We start from the raw sequence: 21224 nt of genomic DNA, 5'->3' as shown, positions 1-21224 counted from the left end.
TCTCCTTAATTCATTTCGTCCATTTTTTACTATAACATAAACGTTTTAAAAACAAAATGGTTCCCCCTTGAGTATAGCCTAAATTTCAATTTTCAAAGCGCATAGGATATAGAAAAGAAAGGGGGTGAAGTTATGAGCAACGGAGGATACGGTGGTGGCGGTGGCTACGGCTCAGGCTTTGCTTTATTAGTTGTGTTATTTATTTTATTAATTATTGTTGGTGCAGCGTTCCTATACTAATTAATAAAATGCCGAAAAGCTAAGGATATGCTGTTCCTTAGCTTTTCTTATCAATATCTAGGCATTCGCTCCGCACGCACGGGTCGAGGCCGAAAGAATTTTGGCTTCAATTAATTTCCCATTGCTGCATGGATGTTTTAAATACATGACCCGCGTGCGGACTGGCGCGGATGCAACTACATTAGACTGCAAACAAAATTTCTACGTAAAATGAAACAAGTAAAATTGTGATAAGTATATTGATAGTTCGGAATATCTTTGGTTGGTTTTCTTCGGGAATTTCACGTCGCATACACAGTGCGTAGGTCATGCGATTGATTTGAAATAAATAGAATACCGAGAATAGAACTACAATCATTAATAGCAAGTCTATTCCTCCCCTCTTTCAGTATTATTAGCATATCAAAAAACATTAATAAAACACAAGTACAAGCGAATCAGTTAATTGTAGGCGGTACTAAAATTTCATAGCCCTTTGGTGTTTCTTCAATTTGGGCATCTTTAGGTGAATTCAACAAATATTTCACGTAAAGAATATCAATTAAACATAAACTACAATGATACGCTAAAAGTAATGTTCCATAATGTGTATAGGCAGGCAGAAGCCATGTACTAATGACGATAATTGTATTTAATACAATAAATGGTGTAAGTAAAGCGAAAATATAGCGGTTTTTCGATAATGGCTCACGAATGCGCATATGCAGTATAGGAATAACGTAAAACTGTTTCCGTACACGTAATTTGAGATGCTGGCGTAAGTCATATAATGCTAGAAAGTGTAAACATTTATGAATAGGATAAAGAGCAAGGACGGCAATAACAAACAGCCAAAATAAATGATCATTATAATATTCATCGTTAAATAAATTAAATGTCACATAGGACACGGAAAAGACAGTGAGAAAAACAATAACAGCCATCATTATAATACGAGTCGTTCCATAATGATGTTCAAGGTTTAAAATTTTCCAACAGTGCACGTTAAATATCAACTCCATAATAGGGAAGGTTCCTATTCAATGTAAATTGATTTCTATAAGATTGCAAGAGAAAGGAGGTATTTCAGAAATGTTTCTGAAATGCCTCCTTTTTTAGCATATATTATCCTTTTACAGTTGAACGTTCTTCTAACGTGTCAAAGGAATCACGGAAGTGTTGAAATGAACGTTCAAAAATATCAATAAAGTCCTCACCGTAAATATTACGAATAACAGCCATCACATCTAAAAATTCTGGGAAGCGACCATATAAATCTTTCAAAGCTAACGAGCCCTCCAGCACAGAATGGTATGTGTTATGATAATTGCTATTCATTTCAATAATAAGGTCTGTCCCTGTTTCAGTTAGTTCTACATAAGTATTTCGTTTGTCATCATCGCGTTTTGAGAACTTTAATAATCCACGTTCCTCTAGCTTTTTTGAAAAGTTAAATGCTGTTGAAACGTGCATTACACCAAATTTGGCTACATCTGAAATGGAAGCCCCTTTTAAATGATATGAAATCCACAAAATATGGTGCTCGTTAATGTTTAAATCGTATGGTTTAATCCATTGTTGCCAATCTTTTTCAACTGCTTTCCATAAAGCTTTTGATAATTGTGCAATTCTTTGACTGTATAGCATTGCTTCTTTTTGAGTGTATAATTCCTCTGACAAAGCCATCACCTACTGCTTTCTTTAACGTTTTAAAATTATTATAGCAATAAAGAAAAAAAGTTTAAAGTTAGAAAAATTAAAAAATTGAAAAGTGGTTAAAAAATAACAATTTGAATATTGTTTTTGGTAAAAAAACAGGTTTTATTACCGTTTTATAAAACTTTATGCCTGTGCCTTTTCTTCTGGTTTTTTCTTTTTATCAGTGAATTGTGCAATGTTTTTCTCGATTTCGTTAATTGAATTCTGTAATGCATCTATTTCTTGTTGTAAATTATTCTTTGTCGGTTCGATTTCTTGTGTAAAGACAGTAATCGAATGTTTTAGATCATTTATTATTTGTGGTATATTATTTTTCGCTTCATTTGTTAAAGTGCCTACAGAGTGTTTAACATTGTTGACTTGATGCTTTACATCTTGAAGCTTAAGTTTTGCACTATCAGTATTAGAAAGTATTGTAGAACGTAATTGTTGGCCTGATTGAGGTGTTGACAAAAGGACCGCAATTGCGCCTCCAATTATACCTGTTGTTAATCCGAATAAAAATGGTTGTGCTTTCATAGTAAATACCTCATTTCTATATTTGTTATCTTTCTTCTATTAAACCATGAAATCAGTCGATAAAAAAAGAAAAAAGAAGCTAAACGAGTGATTTTGCCTCACTGTTTAGCTTCTTCCCTTATATTAAAGCTTAAAACGTCTTACGTTTGTAACTGCAATCGATTTTACGTTTATAATGCTTGCGAAATTGCTGTGTTGAATTTAGAACGCTTCACTAGTTTGGCAACGATAGGATAAATAATAACAAATGCTACAACGTTAAAGGCAACAGCTGGTATTACAACCCCAACAAACAGCACCGTAAATGTTGCGCCTACGTTAGCGTTAAATACAAATAGCGCAACAGATAAAAAGACAGATCCCGACAAAATCGTACCTAAGCCAACTAAGACAGCGGATATAGCAAAATGACTTGTCACTTTTTTTAGCACAATGACTATTGCTAAAAACACAAAGCCTGTAACAGCTTTATCGATAATATTTGGGATAAATCCTGCTGGGAATGTTGTAAATAAACCTGAAAGTACCCCTGTTGATAAAGAAAGTAAAAAAGTTTCTTTTATTGAAGGGAACAATAAAATGCCGATAAACATCATTGTTAACATGAAGTCAGGCTTCATGCCATTTACCATACCTGGTGTGACCACATAAAGGGCAGCACCGACACCGACTAAAAGCGCCATTAACACTAGATTTTTTGTATTCATTTCTAATCTCTCCTCAACTATGCTAATCTAATTGTTTCCTAACGTGTCCTCATGACCGTTAGCGAAACTTATTTGTGATTGTACGCTAAAATGGAACGTTTGACAATAGCGTTCCATTTTCATATCTAAATTGTATGAGAATTGTTTGAGTGCCTGGCACTATAAATTAGCTTTAATGCTGTCGGCTACTTCTGTTAATTGCTCTGGTGTATATGTTTGTGTTTGCCAAATTAAGCCTAGGCCTTCTTTTTCATCGTAACGCGGAATAAAATGTAAGTGGTAGTGGAAAACAGTTTGTCCAGCTGCAGCACCATTGTTATTAATCGTATTCATACCGATAGGGTTAAATGCTGATTTAATGGCATTGGCAAGTTTCGGTGCGACTGCATACAAATTACGTGCTACCTCTTCTGGCATTTCGAATAAGTCTTGACAGTGATGTTTTGGAATTAATAAAGTATGACCTTTTGCAACTGGTGCAATGTCCGTGAATGCATAGACATGTTCATCTTCGTAAACTTTTGTACTTGGAATTGATCCATCAATGATTTTGCAAAATAGGCAATCGCTCATTCGTAAAATCCCCCTTAATATTTATATGTAAGTTTATTCTATCATACTCATAACTGAATCATTTGCTAATTTTTGATAAAATAATAACAAGAAGAGGAGTGAGGGTATGTCGGTATTAGAAGTACAACATGTGACAGGCGGCTATACGAAAAAGCCTGTTATTAAAGAATTGTCATTTACTATAGGTAAAGGAGAACTTGTCGGGCTAATTGGTTTAAATGGTGCGGGTAAAAGTACGACCATTAAACATATAATCGGCACAATGCTACCAAAAGAAGGCGACATTCGTCTAAATGGTGTGACGTTAAAAGAAAATACGGACAAGTATCGGACAGCATTTTCATATATCCCTGAAACACCAGTTTTATATGATGAATTAACATTACGTGAACATCTTGAATTAACAGCAATGGCTTACGGTTTAGATGAGGCTACACTTGCAGCACGTTCAGAACTGTTATTAAAGGAATTTCGAATGGAGAAACGCTTAAATTGGTTCCCATCGCATTTCTCAAAAGGGATGCGTCAGAAAGTAATGATTATGTGTGCATTTTTAGTAAATCCAAGTCTGTATATAATTGATGAACCGTTTGTCGGACTAGATCCACTAGGTATCCAATCATTGCTCGATCAGATGGATACAAAGAAAAAAGAGGGAGCATCCATTTTAATGTCGACACATATTTTATCGACAGCTGAAAAACATTGTGATCGAATTATTTTATTGCATGAAGGACGTGTTCGAGCACAGGGAACGATGGCGGATTTACGACAAGCGTTTGGCATGCCACATGCTACATTGGATGACCTATATATTGCGATGACGAAGGAGCGGGACCATGAAGAACTTGCGTGATGTATGGTCCTCGCGCTTCATGCACTATATAAGTGAAGTACAAAAATATATGCAGTTTATTTTCACTGGACATATTGCGATTGTACTTGTGTTTCTTGTTGGAGCTGGGGGCTATCAATATAGTGAGTGGTTGAAAATCGTTGAGTTTGATTTTCCAGCTGAAGGGCTCATTGCCTTAATAATTGGTGTATTACTAGCATTTAGCCGCCCAACGACATTATTGCGTGAGCCAGACCAAGTGTATTTATTGCCATTAGAATCAAAAATGTCGCTGTATTTAAAAAAGGCACTTGCGTGGACGTTTTGGTCACAAGTTTGGATTGTGGCAATCGTTTATATCATTAGTATTCCTTTATTAAAGGCAGTAACAGAATTAACAACAACTAATATTTGGTTACTATTTTTACTAGTTATCGCCCTAAAGTATGTGAGTGTGCAAGGTGAATTTAGTTATCGTTATAGTGAACGCGGACATTTTGTATGGGTGGACAGACTAATACGAGCTATTATATTTGGTGTAACCGTATATATGGGGCTACAAATGCAACTTATTCTTGCATTCGTTGCAGCAATAATTGGTTGTATCTATGTATTAGTGTTTCGCAAAAAATGTGCGAACGAGCCTGTACCATATGAGCACTTTGTAAAATTAGAACAAAATCGAATGATGAGCTTCTATCGTTTCGCCAATTATTTTACCGATGTACCTCATTTACGCGGGAGTATTCGACGTAGAGCGTGGCTTGACTGGTTTTATAATTTTATACCCTATCAAAAGGGGAATGCTCAAAAGTATCTAGTGTTCCGTACGTTTATTCGTACAGACGATCATTTTTATTTATGGCTCCGATTAACCGCTATTTCAGCTATTATTGCAGCCTTTGTGGATATTCCTTTTGTTACATGGTTTATTGCAGGTGCATTGAGCTTTGCGACGACAATTCAGCTAAAGCAAGCATTATTAGCTAGCGGTGAGTTTCGGATGGACATGCTTTATCCGTTGCCAGACGGTGCGCGTAAAGTTGCTGTTATGCAAGTTGTACGTCTGACAATGATTGCGCAAGCGATTATTGTTACTCTATGCGGAGTAACGCAGCCGATGTTTTATGTAACGGCAATAATCATTTTTGTAGTTAGTGAAATAACTGCAAAGGTGTCAAAACCTTAAAGGTAAACGTTACTATCGTATATAAAAAGAAAGCTCATTTTGCCCGAAATAGTTTAGGCAAAATGAGCTTTCTTTTTATTATTCCACGCCTTGATATTCAAGGGCAGCGTTTAACATCACTTTTGCTGCAACTAGCATACCTTTTTCATCAATATCAAATTTCGGATGATGATGTGGTGCATATTCTACAGGTGCGGCCCCTGTGAAGAAGAAAGTACCTGGTTTTTCCTCTAAATAATAGGCGAAGTCTTCGCCACCCATCGTTGCTGGTATTTCAACAACATCACAAATGTCTTGTGCGATATCGCGAACAAATAGTGTTTCTTTTTCATGATTCACAATCGCTGGATAGCCTTTACGATAGTCTAGCTTAATTGTGCAATCTTGGGCAATTTCAGTTCCGTGTACAACGCGCTTAAACTCACGTTCCATTGTTGCGCGGACATCTTTGTCAAACGTACGGATAGTCCCATTTAAATAAGCTGTATCTGCAATAATATTATCTGCATTCGAGGCAACGAATGAGCCGACAGTAAGAACTGCTGATTCAGTTGGAGCTACTCGACGTGCTACAAGTTGTTGCAAGTTCATGACAAGCTGAGAGCCGATAACGATGGCATCTTTCGTTTGATGTGGATGAGCGCCATGCCCACCTTTACCTTGAATTTTTAACTCAAAGCTATCCACTGCAGCCATGAGTGGACCAACACGGTAACCGATCATGCCCGTCGGATGATTGGAAGATAAATGTGTACCAAATATAGCGTCAACACCGTTAAGTGCACCTGCCTGTATCATACCGATAGCACCGCCTGGGTCTGCTTCTTCAGCATGTTGATGTATCAGCACATATTCACCTGCTAAGTCATCTTTCATTTCCCATAAAAGTTTCCCTATTATTAATAAAGTAGCCGTATGACCATCATGACCACAAGCATGCATAACACCATCTACCTTTGATTTGTAAGGGACATCTTTTTCGTCTTGAATAGGAAGTGCATCAAAATCAGCACGTAAGGCAATCCTTTTACCAGGCTTGCTACCTTTAATACGTGCAATTAGTCCATAGCCGCTAATATTAGGTTCAACTGGGACACCAAGCTTTTGATAGTATTCAATAATATAGTTTGCTGTTTCTTTCTCTTGGAAGCTTAGTTCCGGATGCATATGTAGATGGCGGCGAATGGCCACCATTTCATCAAAATGAGCATCAATTTTATCGAGTAATTGTTGATTCATAAGTAAATGCTCCTTTAAAAAAATTATGCCTCGTCGTCTTCTTTCGGGACAACAGTATAGGTTGTAACGTAGGATGCTGCAGAGAAAATATTTTGTTGTCGCACACCAGTTGGTTCTTCACGTTGGGCATGTGCTGTATTATACGCTTTTGAGCTTTTCCATGCTTCAAATGAGTGAGGTCCATTCCATTGTGTTAAAACAATGTATGTGTCACCATTCAATGGCCGTAACAGTCGGAACGCTACAAAACCAGGCTCGTTCTCAATGGCACGTGCACGATTTAAAAAACGATGTTCGAAAACAGGTTTCCCTTCATCTGTCACTGGAATATTGTTGAACACGAAAAAACCGCGTTCTTCTAATTCATTTACCGAATCTAACACTTCAAATTTACGAGGTGTAGCAAATACAGATTTTCCTTCAGTTTCATGGATGAGCACAGAATTACCCTCACCATGCATTAAAATCATATGTTCGTCAGGGTACTTATTTTTCACTTGTTCCATAAACTCTCCTGTGCCAGAAGTTATATAAATATTCATTGTTTTGCCCTCCTTATAAATGTCTAAGTAATCAGTGATTAACTCCATTTAAGTGTAAGTTACCCGCTTTGTCAAAAAAGAAAGCATGGAGAAAGAACAATTTTATGACATTTCACTAGGAAAACTATACAATAGCAGAGGAAGCGTTTACTATTGAAAACGGATATCAATAATAATGGAATAAACAAGTGATTTTTTTTATGATACGAATTTCATCGAGGGGAAGGAAATAATCAATGACAACACTTTTTAATGATACACTTCTACGTGCTGCACGCGGAGAAAGGACTGAGCATACTCCAGTCTGGTATATGCGACAGGCAGGTCGTTCTCAACCAGAATATCGTGCAATTAAAGAAAAATATTCATTAGAGGAAATTACACATCAACCTGAGCTTTGTGCGTATGTAACACGTTTACCGGTCGAAAACTATAATGTGGATGCAGCGATTTTATATAAAGATATCGTAACGCCTCTTCCAGGTATCGGTATTGATGTAAAAATTAAAGCTGGTGTAGGTCCAGTTATTTCAAACCCAATTCGCACAGTATCAGATGTAGAAAAATTAGGTGAGTTCAACGCAAAGGAACATACACCATTCGTTTTAGAAACAATAAAATTATTAACAGAGGAACAGCTTAATGTGCCATTAATAGGTTTTGCAGGAGCACCGTTCACATTAGCGAGCTATATGATTGAAGGCGGACCTTCTAAAAACTATAATAAAACCAAATCATTTATGGTATCGGAACCAAAGGCATGGTTTGCATTAATGGACAAATTAGCAGACATGATTATTGCGGACGTTTCAGCGCAAGTGGAAGCGGGGGCAAAAGCGATACAAGTATTTGACTCGTGGGTAGGAGCCTTAAGTGTTGAAGATTATCGTGTGTTCATTAAACCTGTTATGACTCGTATTTTTGGTGAGTTAAAAAAAGAAAATGTACCGCTTATTCAATTTGGAGTTGGTGCAAGCCATTTAGTAAAAGAGTGGCATGATTTACCAATTGACGTTGTGGGCTTAGATTGGCGATTACCAATTAAAGACGCACGTGCAAAAGGAATTACAAAGCCCGTACAAGGAAACCTAGACCCTTCATTATTACTTGCTGATTGGTCAGTTATAGAAAAACGAACAAAAGATATTATCGATCAAGGTTTAGAAGTACCAGGTCATATCTTTAATTTAGGCCATGGTGTATTCCCAGAAGTTGATCCAGCAGTATTGAAACGTTTAACAACACTTATTCATGAATACAGTGCACAACAAATTCAAGCACGTTCTTAAAATAAGCAAAAGAGCAGATTAAATGACGCAATTACACTATTTTTTGGTGTAATTGTTGTTGACGTACAGAAATCATACAAAAAATATAGTTAAACTATTATTTAGAGGTGAAAAGGTTTATGAAAAAAGTTAAAGGTTTATTAGTAATGGCATATGGTACACCCTATAAAGAAGAAGATATTGAATCCTACTATACACATATTCGTCACGGACGTAGACCATCTGACGAGCATTTAGAAGATTTACGCAGTCGCTATGAGGCAATCGGTGGTTTATCGCCACTGGCAGCTGCAACAGAAGCGCAGGCTGAAGCTTTATGTGCACGTTTAAATGAAGTGCAAGATGAGGTTGAGTACAAACTATTTATCGGTTTAAAGCATATCCATCCATTCATTGAGGACGCTGTTGAGGAAATGGTTGCAGCAGGTATTACGGAAGCAGTTTCTATCGTGTTAGCTCCTCACTTTTCGACTTTCTCTATTAAATCATATAATGGTCGTGCAGAAGAAACAGCAGGTGATCGCCTGAAAATTACATCTGTTGAATCTTGGTATGATGAGCCGAAGTTTATTGAGTATTGGAAGATTAAAGTGAATGAAGCGTTTGATTCGATGACTGAAGAAGAACGTGAAAAGGCATGTCTAATCGTTTCAGCACACTCACTGCCTGTGAAAATTAAAGAAATGGGCGATCCATACGAAGACCAATTAATTGAAACTGCTCGATTAATTCAAGAAGCTACGGGCGTGAAAAATGTAAAAGTAGGCTGGCAATCAGCTGGTCAAACTCCAGAGCCATGGTTTGGTCCAGACGTTCAGGATTTAACACGTGATCTTTATGAGCAAAATGATTATCGTTCATTTGTTTACACACCAGTTGGCTTTGTAACAGAACATTTAGAGGTACTTTACGATAACGATTATGAATGTAAAGTGGTTTGTGATGAATTAGGTGCTAACTATTATCGCCCAGCAATGCCTAATACACATCCGTTATTTATCGATGCTATGGTAGACGCCATTCATAAAAAATTAAGCTAAGCGAAAAGAAAGTGATGATGTTGGTGACTCAAAAAAGACGAAAGGTAGTTGTTGTTGGCGGCGGCATTACAGGCCTCACAGCTGCGTTCTATATGCAAAAACAAGCGCGTGCAAAAGGATTGCCGGTAGATATCGTACTTGTCGAGTCGTCATTACGTCTTGGCGGGAAAATCCAAACGCTTAGAAAAGATGGCTTTATTATCGAGCGTGGGCCAGAATCCTTTTTCGATCGCGAAAATCATGTCCAGGCACTTGCAAAGGATTTAAATATTGAAGATAAGTTGATAACTGGAGATTCGGGTCCAACCTATATAGCTGTTGGCAGTAAATTATATCCGATTCCGAGCAATCTGATGTCTGGAGCAACGCCACATATCTCGTCATTCATTACATCAGGATTATTTTCACTCAGCGGTAAAATTCGTGCAGCGGGAGATTTTGTCCTCCCGCGTTCTGCACGGGATGACGACCAGCCAATAGGTGAGTTTTTTCGAAGAAGATTTGGCGCAGAGGTTGTAGAAAATCTAGTAGAACCTTTACTTGCAGGTACATTCGCAGGGGATATTGAACAGCTAAGCATGAGATCTACATTCCCGCAGCTCTACGAATTAGAGCAAAAGTATCGCAGCTTGCTTTTTGGTATGAAACAGTCGGGTACAAATTTTTTAAGTTACAATCGGATAGCGAAGGATAAGGGGATTTTTCAAACATTTGAAAATGGCCTTGAAACGCTAATCGAAAAACTAGAAGAATCTTTACTCCCAGGGACAGTTATGAAGGGTGTTAAAGTAGAGCAAATTGACCACAGCAAAGATGGCACTGTGCAGGTCGTATTAAATAATTTTTCGCATATAACAGCTGACGCAGTTATTATTGCAACACCATATAATGTTGCGCAAATGATGTTTAGTAATCACCAACTTTTAACAGAGTTAAATACGATGAAGGCCGCAACAATTGCAACCGTGACGATGGCATTTAAAAAAGAGCAGCTAGGTGACTTAGATGCACTGTCGTTTTTTGTCTCTCGAAATAGTGATTTTTCAATAACATCTTGTACATGGATTAATCGTAAATGGCCTAATACTACTCCTGATGACTATGTATTATTACGTAGCTATATTGGTCGTGTAGGTGATGAAACGATTGTTGCCCTATCTGATTCAGAGATTGAAAAAACAGTATTACAAGACTTAAAGAATACAATAGGGATAGATGGGGAGCCTGTGACGACGGTTGTTTCTCGTTGGAAAAATGCTATGCCACAATATACTGTAGGACATGAGGCGAAAATTGATCGGGTGAAGGAAGAACTTTATGAACACTTCCCGACAGTCAAACTTGCTGGCAGCTCCTTTGAAGGGATTTCAATTCCTGAATGTGTAGAACAAGGGCGCAAAGTTGCAAATGAAATTTTAAGCGAAATGTTTATACAGGAAGATTAAAAAAAGTAGTACAAAGTTTAATTTGTACTACTTTTTTATTTGATTTAAGTTTATCCATAGTGGAATGCATCAATGTATAAAGGTTAAATCTCTTAATGGAATACATACAATTAAGAAATTCTGTGGCATGACCATACAATACCACCTGAGTTAGCGCCTCCTAGTGTTAAGGCAAGCGATAAACCATTTGCTTCGTAAACTAAATCTATTTGATCACCTGCATTTAAATTAACTTCTCCAGCCAATGTTACAGTGCCACTACCAAGAATTGCTCTAATAGTTAATAAGGTAACGGATAAATTTAATATTGGGAATAAACCACTAATTAAATTAGTAGTTGTATTTCTACGGATAGCAAATGCAGGGTTAACACCTGCACCTATTCCAAGACTAATGGCAGCTACTGTAGAATAGTTGATAGTTGCCTCAAAAGCATATCTTCCAGTTGTAGGAACTGTAAATATACCCGTTGTTGGATTAAATGCTGGTGTTGTGAAATATGGTGAAGCTACACTCCAATTAGTTAAAGTAGTAGAGGAACTAACAGATAAAGTACTTAGGAAGGCTGAGAAACCTTCTGTAAAGGCAGGTCCAGTTGGCCCAGTAGCACCAGTAGGTCCCGTAGGTCCGAGAAGTCCCGTCGCGCCAGTAGGTCCCGTAGGTCCAAGAAGCCCAGTTGCGCCAGTAGGTCCCGTAGGTCCAAGAAGCCCCGTCGCGCCAGTAGGTCCTGTAGGTCCGAGAAGTCCCGTTGCACCAGTAGGTCCCGTAGGTCCAAGAAGCCCCGTCGCGCCAGTAGGTCCCGTAGGTCCAAGAAGCCCCGTCGCGCCAGTAGGTCCCGTAGGTCCAAGAAGCCCCGTCGCGCCAGTAGGTCCAGTAGGTCCAAGAAGCCCAGTTGCGCCAGTAGGTCCAGTAGGTCCAAGAAGCCCCGTAGCGCCAGTAGGTCCCGTAGGTCCGAGAAGTCCCGTAGCGCCAGTAGGTCCAGTAGGTCCAAGAAGCCCAGTAGCACCAGTAGGTCCCGTAGGTCCGAGAAGTCCCGTAGCACCCGTAGGTCCCGTAGGTCCGAGAAGTCCCATAGCACCAGTAGGTCCAGTAGGTCCGAGAAGTCCCGTAGCACCAGTAGGTCCCGTAGGTCCAAGAAGCCCAGTAGCACCAGTAGGTCCAGTAGGTCCGAGAAGTCCCGTAGCACCAGTAGGTCCAGTAGGTCCAAGAAGCCCCGTAGCGCCAGTAGGTCCAGTAGGTCCGAGTTCGCCAGTGGCACCAGTAGGTCCAGTAGGTCCAAGAAGTCCAGTAGCCCCCGTAGGCCCTGTTGGCCCAGTAGCTCCCGTTATGCCAGTAGCGCCAGGATCTCCCGTAGGTCCTGTTGGCCCAGTAGCTCCCGTTATGCCAGTAGCACCAGGATCTCCCGTAGGACCTGTTGGCCCAGTAGCTCCCGTTATGCCAGTAGCACCAGGATCTCCCGTAGGCCCTGTTGGACCAGTAGTACCTGTCACACCAGTAGCCCCCGTAGGTCCTGTTGCGCCTGTACAACCAGTAGTTCCTGTAGGTTTAATTGGCCAAATGCAGCTATGATGTTCGGGTATTTTTATACAACCACAGGGGAATGTCCTACATTTACTGCAAACATTATTTAAAAAATAATCTTCAAAGTTCATTTATTCACCTCCTCTCTCAAGTATCCTATTCATAAAAATGATAGAGGAGGTGGACGGTTAACTACTTTTACTGTTTATTTGATAATTTGTAAAACCTATATTATTTATTATTAAAATTATTTACCGAAGGGGTAGGGCGATAAGATTGGTAGATGAAAGGTAACACTTTTACAAGAATTTAAATCCTTTTATAAAAGGTAAATTAAAGTTTATCGTTGTTGTTTTTTAACAAACAATCGAAGTAGCTTTTATTGTGTAAGATTTTTGGATCATGAGGTAAGTAGACACGTGCTAATTCATTATGGGTGTTAGCTAATTCGTATTGTTGTAATCGGTCATAGAGGACGCAAAGTTGTAAATGGGGTAACCAAGTAGTAAAGGTTTTATTTTGGAAAGGGGCATTTGGTTTAGGTTTTATTGTGAGTGCTTGTTCATACCAAAAAATGGCCTCATGATTTTTTGCCTGTTCTATAAAGTGATGCCCAAGCCTGCAGCATGCTTCGGGGCGCGGGGTGTCATATTCGAAGCTTCTTAAAATAGAACTTACGTTATTTTCCTTATCATTTAATTTCGAATAACAATCAGCTAGTTTAAAACAGGCATTAATATTATCTTCTACCCAGCCTTGTTTAGATGTGAGAAAAAGCTCATAGTAAAATATTGCATCTTCAATTTCATTATGATCCAATAATTCATTGGCATAATAAAATGTGTCACGTGGTGATAGAGGTTCTCCTGATTGAAGGAGTTTCTTGTAAATAGTAATATTGCGCTGGTGATCGTGCTGAAGTGGTAAATGGCTTACTGCAACATCACTTTCAATCAGATTACCACTAACCTCTAAATATTCGTGTACCGCCCCTATCCATCGAAATTGTTTCTCCCTTCTGACTAATCGATTTCTTCTTATAAGAGAGCTAACATTACCTTCGTTATCAAAGCTTAAATGATAATTCATCGAGACGGCATCGATATTAGGAGTTAATGATTCCTTTAGCACTTTAAATTTTTCTTGATCTTCAGCCATTAAAACATCATCTGCATCTAACCAAAAAATGTAATCGCAAGTTGCTTGTTGAAAGGAAAAATTACGTGCATCGGCAAAATGGTGAATCCACTTAAAATCAAAAATCCTATCTGTAAACTGTTTAACAATTTCCTTTGTCTTGTCAGTGGAGCCTGTGTCCACAATATTTATTTCATCGACTAAATCACTTACTGATTCAAGGCATCTGGCGATAACATCCTCCTCGTTTTTCACAATCATACATAAACTTATCGTTACCATATTGATTCCTCCTTTCAATAATCTTTGTAGTATATGTAAAGTTAGTTTTTTTGCGAGGCAAATTGACCTTTCTTATTATGTTAAAACACTGTTATCACTTGGGAATTTGTCATAAATTTACCTTTCAAGTTTCACGCAGATTTCACAAATGTAAAGTATAGTTAAAGGGCAGAGGTGATGATTATGAAAAAATGGGCATTCTTCATTTTTTCTTTTATACAAGTTATTTGGTTGGCGGGATGTACCGAGAAATCTTTTGAGCCACTTGACCGTAATCAGAGTTTTATTGCATCGCTCAACATACAAGAGCCTTCATTAGATTTTATTGATGAGCTGGGGAACGTAATTGCAACATGGTCATTCGATAAAGCATATACAGGCGCATTATTACTAGATAATGACCGAATATTATTATATGGGCATCAATTAGATGAAATCGTTGTCTATACACTTTCAACGGGGAAAAAGCTTTATTCCAAAAAAGTAGAGCTAGGTACGACAAATGTGTACTATGATCCAAATGTTAAACAATTTTTTATGACGAATAGTAAGATGAACACAGTGACAAGCTTTGATGTGGAAGGAAATAAGTTGGCATCACAGCAACTTGGTAACTACCCGATGTCGATGGCTACTTACAAAGATAAGCTCTATGTAGTCAATTATAAAGATACGAAATTATCGGTATTATCCATTAAAGATTTAACAATAGAACAGGAATGGCCAATAGGAAAATCATCACATGGCATTGTCATCGTCGAGGAGACAAATGAGCTTTGGGTTGGTGGGCATGGTGAAGGAAGCAAGCCGAATAGTTCAGTAAAGCGATTTGATCTTGGGACGGGTACTGTGCGTGGCAATATAGAAATGCCTTTAATGCCAGTAGGTTTAACAAAGACGAAAGATAAAGTGTTAGTCGTTAGCCACGGTCATAATGAATTATATGTGGTTGATTTTAAAGGAAATGTTTTATGGGAAAAAGAAGTAGGAGCAAATCCATTTGTTGTGAATCAGTTTAAGGACTATATTGTTGTAGCTGGTTATGATGACCATACATTATATTTTATAAAAGATGGTCAAGTACAAAAAACAGTTGATGTTGGCAAAGGTGCATTTCAGCTGTTAGTAAGGGAGGAAGAAAAGTGACAACGGTATTAATTGTTGATGATGAGCAAGATATGCGTAATTTAATCGAGATGATGCTCAATAACTCCAATTTCGAAACCTTTACAGCTGCATGTGGAACTGAGGCGTACGATATTATTGTTCGCGAACAAATTGACTTAGTTTTATTAGATGTGATGATGCCACATGAAGATGGCTTTGCGGTTTGTCAAAGTATTCGAGCGATGTCTAATGTGCCTGTCATTTTCTTAACGGCACGAGATGCTAATGAGGATAAAGTAAAAGGACTAACACTCGGTGGAGATGATTATATCGTTAAACCGTTTACAAATGATGAACTAGTGGCACGAATGCATGCTGTATTGAGAAGAAGTGGTACGAATATAGCAGATTTTGAGCAAAAATTTGTAGTCTTTGGGCCAATTAAATTAGATGAGATTGCACGTAAAGTTTCGGTGGAAGGGAAGGTTATTCCATTAACTTTAAAGGAATTTGAATTATTACACTTATTTATGAAAAATCCAGGAAATGCTTATTCTCGTGAGCAGTTGTTAGAGCGTATTTGGGATATTGATTATTTAGGTGGAACAAGAACGGTTGATACACATATTAAAACTTTGCGATTAAAGCTTGGAAAGGAAGCGGCAGGGTATATACAAACCGTCTGGGGAGTAGGCTACCGCTTTGATCCAGGCGAATGAAAAAGATTTCTACACGTATTTGGCTTTTAATTTTTGCATTTTTGATAATCACAGTTGTTTTTATGTATGTACTGACTGATTTTTTATATGAACAGCTTTATGTGGAAGATACAGAAAGCAATATGATTGAAATCGGGACAAAGCTACAAACAATGTATACGAGTGGTAAAGTTACAGACGAATTTATAGCTAATATTGAACATTATAATGACTATTCCAATTTAAACATTTTTGCTGTTAGAAATCCTCGTGAACTGAGTGCCTGTGTTCCGTTTGATATTGATTATGAAACATTGATAGGAGCTGATGAACGGCAGCAATTGCTAGAAGGGAAATATGTGCAAAAAATTGGCTATGAACCTCGTTTCGATCGACAGCTTATTTCAGTAGTCCTACCTTTAGTAGATCAAAATAGGCTAGAGGGAATTATTTATATTTACTTCCCATTAGCCAAAATTAGTGAGTTAGCAAGTCAAGAAGTCATTTTTTTATTTTTGAGTGCATTTGTCTTTTTGATAGTGACTAGTTTTTTTGTCTATAAAGGTATTCAACATATTATGCGTCCATTAAGTGACTTACAAACGGCAGTAGAACAAATGTCTTATGGACAATATGCAACACGTGTCCCTGTCAAATCGAGTGATGAGATCGGGAAACTATCAAGCACTTTTAACGATATGGCGGAGGCAATTCAACGAGAGGATGAGGCGCAAAAGACTTTTTTAGCGACTGTCTCTCATGAATTGCGTACACCTATTAGCTATGTAAAAGGTTATAGTGAAGCAATGCAAAACGGTATTATTGCAGAAGAGCAACAAGAGGAAACTATTCAGTTAATCGTGCGTGAAGCAAATCGTATGGAACGTTTAACAAATGAGCTTCTTCAACTTGCTCGTATGGAAAATGAACAAAAGGACATCGCACTCTATCCGATACCTCTTGCAGAGACATTACGAGAAGTTCAAAAAATTTTAACGCATCAAGCACAGAAAAAGAATATTACTTTGCACCTTGATGTAGATGATGAATTAATTGTTAAAGCCGATGAAGTGAAGCTAAAGCAAATTTTTATCAACATTATTGAAAATGCTATCAATTACTCCTATGAGCAGTCGAAGGTTGACATTGTAGCAATTGAACACAACGGCAATGCGCTTATCATGATAGAAGATGAGGGGATAGGTATACCGCAGGAAGATTTATCACATGTCACAGAGCGTTTTTATCGTGTCAATAAAGCGCGCAGTCGAGTAGATGGTGGAAGTGGCCTAGGTCTATCCATTGTTGAACAATTATTAAAACAGTTACAAGGCAAGTTAGAAATTGAAAGTGAAATAGACAAAGGCACAAAAGTAAAAATTTCGATGCCATTAATGGAGGAGTAAAACATGAAGAAGTGGTTATTTACATTGATAGCTGTACCAGCATTATTAGTAGGTTGTGGAGAAAAGGAAGAACCTGCAACATCTTCTGCATTGGAAGAGCCCCAAATGTTGGAGGTGGAAATTTTAACGCCAAAAGAAGTAGCGATAAATGCTCCTATTGAACTTGCTGCGCATGTAATTCAAGGTGAAAAAAATATTGATGATGCAATAGTCGAATTTGAAGTGTGGGAATCGGGTAAACGCGATGAAGGGCAAATGCTTGAAGGAACATTAGAGAAAGATGGCGTCTATAAAGCCCAAACTACATTTGATCATGATGGTGTTTACTTTATGTTTGCCCATACTACTGCGAATGGTATTCATAATATGCCGAAACAGCAAATTACGGCTGGCACACCTGATATGACACAAGTAATAAAAGAAGATGAAAAAGCTAATATGAACATGTCCGATCACGGTAAAGATTCATCAGAGGATTCAGAGCATTAATAAAATGAAAAAAATATTCAATAAATGCTTGCATTATTTTTAAAATAGGAATATTATAATGACCAGATGACCGAAATGGTTTTCTGGTCATTTTAATTTCTGTGTACAAAGAATGTACATAACTTAACAGGAAAGGATGTCACAAATGGATCGTAGGCAGGAAATTCTTGAAGCAGCTGCAAAATCATTTACGTTGTTTGGTTATAAGGCAACGACGATGGAACAAGTGGCGAAAATTGCTAATGTCGGTAAAGGAACGATTTATACATTCTTTGCAAATAAGGAAATTTTATTTCAAGAGATAGCGATGTCACTTGTACGTGAGATGAAGGCAGAAGCGGATGCAGTGTTGGATGTATCAGCTAGCTTCATGGATAATGCACATAATGCTTTAATGAAAATGCTACAGTTCCGTGAGAAGCATCTTTTATTTGCGAAGTTAATTGAGGAAGAAAAAGAATTACGTACGCCAGCAGTAAAACAAGTGTTAATTCGTATTGAGTCTGAAATATTATCGTACGTCGCAACGTTAATTCAAAGACGTATTGATAAAGGTGAGATTCGAGATTGTGATGCAGAGTTAGTAAGTTATCTGTTGCTAAAGGCGTATTTAGCGTTCGTGGTAGATTGGCATGAGCTACATGGCGACATGATTCCTGAAGAAAAGATACTAAATCTTTTCAAGGAAACGATCTTTCGAGGGCTAGTTCTTTAACAAAGAATCTACAAATTTTACGCACTGTGAAGTTTGTGATTTTTTTGCAGAAAAATGACCAATTGACGATTACGGTCAATTAGTATAGGAGTGAGAGAAAAATATGATTAAAGCTGAATGGCTGAAAATCCTAAAAACAAGAAAAATGCTTGTTTCAATAATTGCCGTCCTATTTATCCCAGTCATGTATGCAGGCATGTTTTTATGGGCGTTTTGGGATCCATACGCAGGCATGTCTAATTTGCCAGTAGCGGTTGTCAATGAAGATAATGGAGCAGAAATGGATGATGTGAAGTTAGACTTAGGAGATACCTTGGTCGATAAACTCGTCGATAGTAAGCAATTTGACTTTATTGAAGTGTCAAAAGAAGAAGCAGAAAAAGGTTTAAATAGTAGAGACTATTACATGATCTTAGAAATACCAGCAAATTTCTCAGAACATGCGACAACTTTACTTGATGACAAACCTTCTAAGTTAGTGATGAACTATATCCCAAATGAAGGATTGAACTTCCTAGGTGCGCAAATTGGTGAAACAGCAATGGATCGCATACGCGCAGAAGTAAATTCACAAGTTTCTGCTACATATGCAGAAAAATTATTTGATTCTATTGCAACGCTTGGAGATGGCTTTACAGAAGCTGCTGACGGTTCAGTTAAGCTAGATGAAGGAGCACAAAAAGTAGCAAATGGAGCAAAAGATTTAAAAGGTTATTTAGAGCAGTTAGCTTCTAGCACAATCGAACTTTCTGATGGTACAGATAAAATTACAAAAGGTGCAGGGCAAGCGGCAACAGGTGCCAACGAACTGTCAACTGGCTTAGTTAAATTAGAAAATGGTACAGTTCAATTACAGCAAGGTGCACAGCAGGCAGCTGCAGGCGCAACAAATCTTGAACAAGGCTTATCTCAATACACACAAGGTGTAGCTAAAGTAGAAGCAGGCCTTACAACATTAAATGAAAAACAACAGCAAATCGTTTCGGGTGCAGCATCGGTTGCTGAAAATGCTGGTAAAATAAACAGTTCAGCAAATCAATTATCGAATGGTTCTGCACAAGTAGAAGCAGGTATTACAGCACTATCTGAACAGTTGAAAAGTGCGATTGCATCTATGCCAGAGGAGCAAGCAGCAGCGTTAAAACAAACGTTAGCAGAGCTACAAGCAGGAAGTGCAAGTGTGCATAATGGGTTAAATTCTTTAGCATCTGGTGCTGAACAGTTACAAGCTGGTGCAAGCCAAGTAAGTGGTGGTGCATCACAAATTGCAGCTGGTCAAAAAGATGTTTTAACTGGTGCAAATGCATTAGCAGCAAAAAGCAATGAATTAGTTAAAGGTGCGCAAAGCCTACAAGCTGGTAATGCGACACTAGCTGATAAACTAGGTGAATTACATGCTGGTGTGAACACAGCTGTTACAGGTTCAAAAACATTAGCTTCAGGATTAAATGATTTAGCTAGTGGTACGACAACATTGAACGAGGGCACATCAACGCTAGCTTCTAAATCTGGTGAGTTAGCTGAAGGATCTGCAACACTTGCAGATGGTTCGACTGAACTTGCGGACGGTACAGCTACACTATCAGGCAAATTAGGTGAAGCGAGTGAAAAAGCAAACGAAGTACATGCGAATGATGACACGTATGATATGGTAGGTAATCCAGTAGAAGTAGAAAAAGAATCAGTTAACCATGTTCCAAACTATGGTACAGGGTTTGCACCTTACTTTATTTCACTTGGATTATTCGTTGGGGCATTATTAATCTCGATTGTATTCCCACTTGTTGAACCAGCTATTCGTCCGAAAAATGGTGCAACATGGTTTACAAGTAAAGTGACAGTGCTTGCATTTGTCGGTCTTGTTCAAGCTTTATTAACAGTAGCAATTGTAAAATGGGGCTTAGGTCTTGAAGTACAAAATTTAGGTTACTTTGTTCTAACAGCTTTAGTGACAAGCTATGTATTCTTAGCTTTAATTCAAATGTTAGTATCTATTTTCGGTGATCCAGGTCGCTTCATAGCGATTGTTGTACTGATTTTACAACTTACAACAAGCGCGGGTACATTCCCACTTGAGCTTATCCCAGAACCATTACAAGTGTTCAATAAATTACTGCCAATGACTTATACTGTTCAAGCGTTTAAAGCAAGTATTTCAACAGGCGACATGTCATATTTATGGCAAAACTACGGTGTGTTATTTGGATACTTAATTGTGTTCTTAGCCATTACATTTGGTTATTTCATGCTATTACACACAAGACGTTACTCAAAAGTAGTAGAAGATTAAACAAATTTGTACACCCACCATTTACTTGGTGGGTGTTTTTAGTGCCAAATTGTTTTAGTGCCAATTGTTTTAGTGCCTGGCACGCAAACAATTAGTCACCTTGGGAAGAGTGTCAGGCACTCATACAATTTACAAAGTAAAACAGCAGCTGATATGAGCGTATCAGCTGCTGTTTTGTGTAAGTGTAAGAGATTTAATTAATGGTTCACCATAAATGTATGATGAGGGGTGTCATTATTAGTTCGTGTGGGGCACGAAATGAC

General features: G+C 38.1%; 22 protein-coding genes. 12 read left to right on the top strand and 10 right to left on the bottom strand.

Translation table 11 applies throughout. The features are described from left to right. Window positions 1-132: 132 nt before the first annotated feature. Complete coding sequence (locus tag ACIQ1H_RS17490) at window positions 133-240, top strand: YjcZ family sporulation protein (protein ID WP_080647610.1); 108 nt, start codon at window positions 133-135, stop codon at window positions 238-240. A gap of 181 nt (window positions 241-421) precedes the next feature. Here ACIQ1H_RS17490 and ACIQ1H_RS23025 read toward each other — a convergent pair whose 3' ends face one another. From ACIQ1H_RS23025 to ACIQ1H_RS17465, 6 genes are all read right to left on the bottom strand, one after another. Beyond that, window positions 422-607, bottom strand: a complete 186-nt coding sequence (locus tag ACIQ1H_RS23025) for a hypothetical protein (RefSeq protein ID WP_010857338.1) — start codon at window positions 605-607, stop codon at window positions 422-424. 70 nt (window positions 608-677) lie between these two features. Continuing rightward, window positions 678-1223 (bottom strand): DUF3267 domain-containing protein, encoded by a 546-nt coding sequence (locus tag ACIQ1H_RS17485; RefSeq protein WP_337980428.1) that lies wholly within the window; start codon window positions 1221-1223, stop codon window positions 678-680. Between the two features lie 121 nt (window positions 1224-1344). Continuing rightward, window positions 1345-1905 (bottom strand): HTH-type transcriptional regulator Hpr, encoded by a 561-nt coding sequence (locus tag ACIQ1H_RS17480; RefSeq protein ID WP_029747195.1) that lies wholly within the window; start codon window positions 1903-1905, stop codon window positions 1345-1347. Between the two features lie 156 nt (window positions 1906-2061). Continuing rightward, a complete protein-coding gene (locus ACIQ1H_RS17475; RefSeq protein WP_402890442.1) occupies window positions 2062-2457 on the bottom strand; it encodes a YtxH domain-containing protein in 396 nt (131 codons plus the stop codon). A 170-nt stretch (window positions 2458-2627) separates the two neighbouring features. After that, complete coding sequence (locus ACIQ1H_RS17470; protein WP_402890439.1) at window positions 2628-3164, bottom strand: tryptophan transporter; 537 nt, start codon at window positions 3162-3164, stop codon at window positions 2628-2630. Between the two features lie 159 nt (window positions 3165-3323). Beyond that, on the bottom strand, window positions 3324-3737 hold the full coding sequence (locus ACIQ1H_RS17465; protein WP_402890436.1) for an HIT family protein: 414 nt from the start codon (window positions 3735-3737) through the stop codon (window positions 3324-3326). A gap of 106 nt (window positions 3738-3843) precedes the next feature. Here ACIQ1H_RS17465 and ACIQ1H_RS17460 point away from each other — a divergent pair, with 106 nt between their 5' ends. Beyond that, complete coding sequence (locus ACIQ1H_RS17460) at window positions 3844-4593, top strand: ABC transporter ATP-binding protein (protein ID WP_402890433.1); 750 nt, start codon at window positions 3844-3846, stop codon at window positions 4591-4593. Then, window positions 4577-5761, top strand: a complete 1185-nt coding sequence (locus ACIQ1H_RS17455) for an ABC transporter permease (protein WP_402890430.1) — start codon at window positions 4577-4579, stop codon at window positions 5759-5761. Before ACIQ1H_RS17460 ends, ACIQ1H_RS17455 begins: the two co-directional genes overlap by 17 nt. Window positions 5762-5839: 78 nt before the next feature. Here the strand turns inward: ACIQ1H_RS17455 and ACIQ1H_RS17450 are convergent, their stop codons facing one another. After that, on the bottom strand, window positions 5840-7000 hold the full coding sequence (locus ACIQ1H_RS17450) for an amidohydrolase (RefSeq protein ID WP_402890427.1): 1161 nt from the start codon (window positions 6998-7000) through the stop codon (window positions 5840-5842). Between the two features lie 23 nt (window positions 7001-7023). Then, window positions 7024-7542: an antibiotic biosynthesis monooxygenase family protein gene (locus tag ACIQ1H_RS17445; protein ID WP_139860602.1), complete on the bottom strand. Its 519-nt coding sequence runs from the start codon at window positions 7540-7542 to the stop codon at window positions 7024-7026. 236 nt (window positions 7543-7778) lie between these two features. Here ACIQ1H_RS17445 and hemE point away from each other — a divergent pair, with 236 nt between their 5' ends. From hemE to hemY, 3 genes are all read left to right on the top strand, one after another. Further along, on the top strand, window positions 7779-8831 hold the full coding sequence (gene hemE, locus ACIQ1H_RS17440; RefSeq protein WP_402890423.1) for a uroporphyrinogen decarboxylase: 1053 nt from the start codon (window positions 7779-7781) through the stop codon (window positions 8829-8831). A gap of 119 nt (window positions 8832-8950) precedes the next feature. Then, on the top strand, window positions 8951-9871 hold the full coding sequence (gene hemH / locus ACIQ1H_RS17435) for a ferrochelatase (protein ID WP_402890420.1): 921 nt from the start codon (window positions 8951-8953) through the stop codon (window positions 9869-9871). A gap of 14 nt (window positions 9872-9885) precedes the next feature. Further along, window positions 9886-11316: a protoporphyrinogen oxidase gene (gene hemY, locus ACIQ1H_RS17430; protein ID WP_402890417.1), complete on the top strand. Its 1431-nt coding sequence runs from the start codon at window positions 9886-9888 to the stop codon at window positions 11314-11316. A gap of 110 nt (window positions 11317-11426) precedes the next feature. Here the strand turns inward: hemY and ACIQ1H_RS17425 are convergent, their stop codons facing one another. Together ACIQ1H_RS17425 and ACIQ1H_RS17420 are read right to left on the bottom strand one after the other, a co-directional pair. Continuing rightward, entirely contained in the window at window positions 11427-12968 is a 1542-nt protein-coding gene (locus tag ACIQ1H_RS17425; protein WP_402890415.1) for a collagen-like domain-containing protein, read from the bottom strand. A 202-nt stretch (window positions 12969-13170) separates the two neighbouring features. Continuing rightward, the gene (locus tag ACIQ1H_RS17420; RefSeq protein ID WP_402890412.1) at window positions 13171-14256 is read right to left on the bottom strand and encodes a glycosyltransferase; all 1086 of its coding nucleotides are present in this window, start codon (window positions 14254-14256) and stop codon (window positions 13171-13173) included. 183 nt (window positions 14257-14439) lie between these two features. Here ACIQ1H_RS17420 and ACIQ1H_RS17415 point away from each other — a divergent pair, with 183 nt between their 5' ends. The 6 genes from ACIQ1H_RS17415 (at window position 14440) to ACIQ1H_RS17390 (ending at window position 20961) form a co-directional block, all read left to right on the top strand. After that, window positions 14440-15402, top strand: a complete 963-nt coding sequence (locus tag ACIQ1H_RS17415; protein WP_173479422.1) for a YncE family protein — start codon at window positions 14440-14442, stop codon at window positions 15400-15402. Further along, window positions 15399-16082 (top strand): response regulator transcription factor, encoded by a 684-nt coding sequence (locus tag ACIQ1H_RS17410; protein ID WP_173479423.1) that lies wholly within the window; start codon window positions 15399-15401, stop codon window positions 16080-16082. The genes ACIQ1H_RS17415 and ACIQ1H_RS17410 overlap by 4 nt, the downstream gene beginning before the upstream one ends. Beyond that, window positions 16079-17467, top strand: coding sequence for a sensor histidine kinase (locus ACIQ1H_RS17405; protein ID WP_173479424.1), 1389 nt, complete (start codon window positions 16079-16081; stop codon window positions 17465-17467). Before ACIQ1H_RS17410 ends, ACIQ1H_RS17405 begins: the two co-directional genes overlap by 4 nt. Window positions 17468-17470: 3 nt before the next feature. Next, window positions 17471-17956: a FixH family protein gene (locus tag ACIQ1H_RS17400; RefSeq protein ID WP_173479425.1), complete on the top strand. Its 486-nt coding sequence runs from the start codon at window positions 17471-17473 to the stop codon at window positions 17954-17956. 145 nt (window positions 17957-18101) lie between these two features. After that, the gene (locus tag ACIQ1H_RS17395; RefSeq protein ID WP_173479426.1) at window positions 18102-18671 is read left to right on the top strand and encodes a TetR/AcrR family transcriptional regulator; all 570 of its coding nucleotides are present in this window, start codon (window positions 18102-18104) and stop codon (window positions 18669-18671) included. Window positions 18672-18774: 103 nt separating this feature from the next. After that, window positions 18775-20961 carry a YhgE/Pip family protein gene (locus tag ACIQ1H_RS17390; RefSeq protein ID WP_402890406.1) on the top strand — a complete coding sequence of 729 codons (2187 nt, stop codon included), beginning with the start codon at window positions 18775-18777 and terminating at the stop codon, window positions 20959-20961. The last annotated feature ends 263 nt before the right edge of the window (window positions 20962-21224 follow it).

This window comes from Lysinibacillus sp. NPDC097279 (assembly GCF_044761745.1).
Lineage (GTDB): Bacteria > Bacillota > Bacilli > Bacillales_A > Planococcaceae > Lysinibacillus.
The sequence above is the reverse complement of the archived record's forward strand: the minus strand, read 5'-3'. Positions and strand labels throughout refer to the sequence as shown.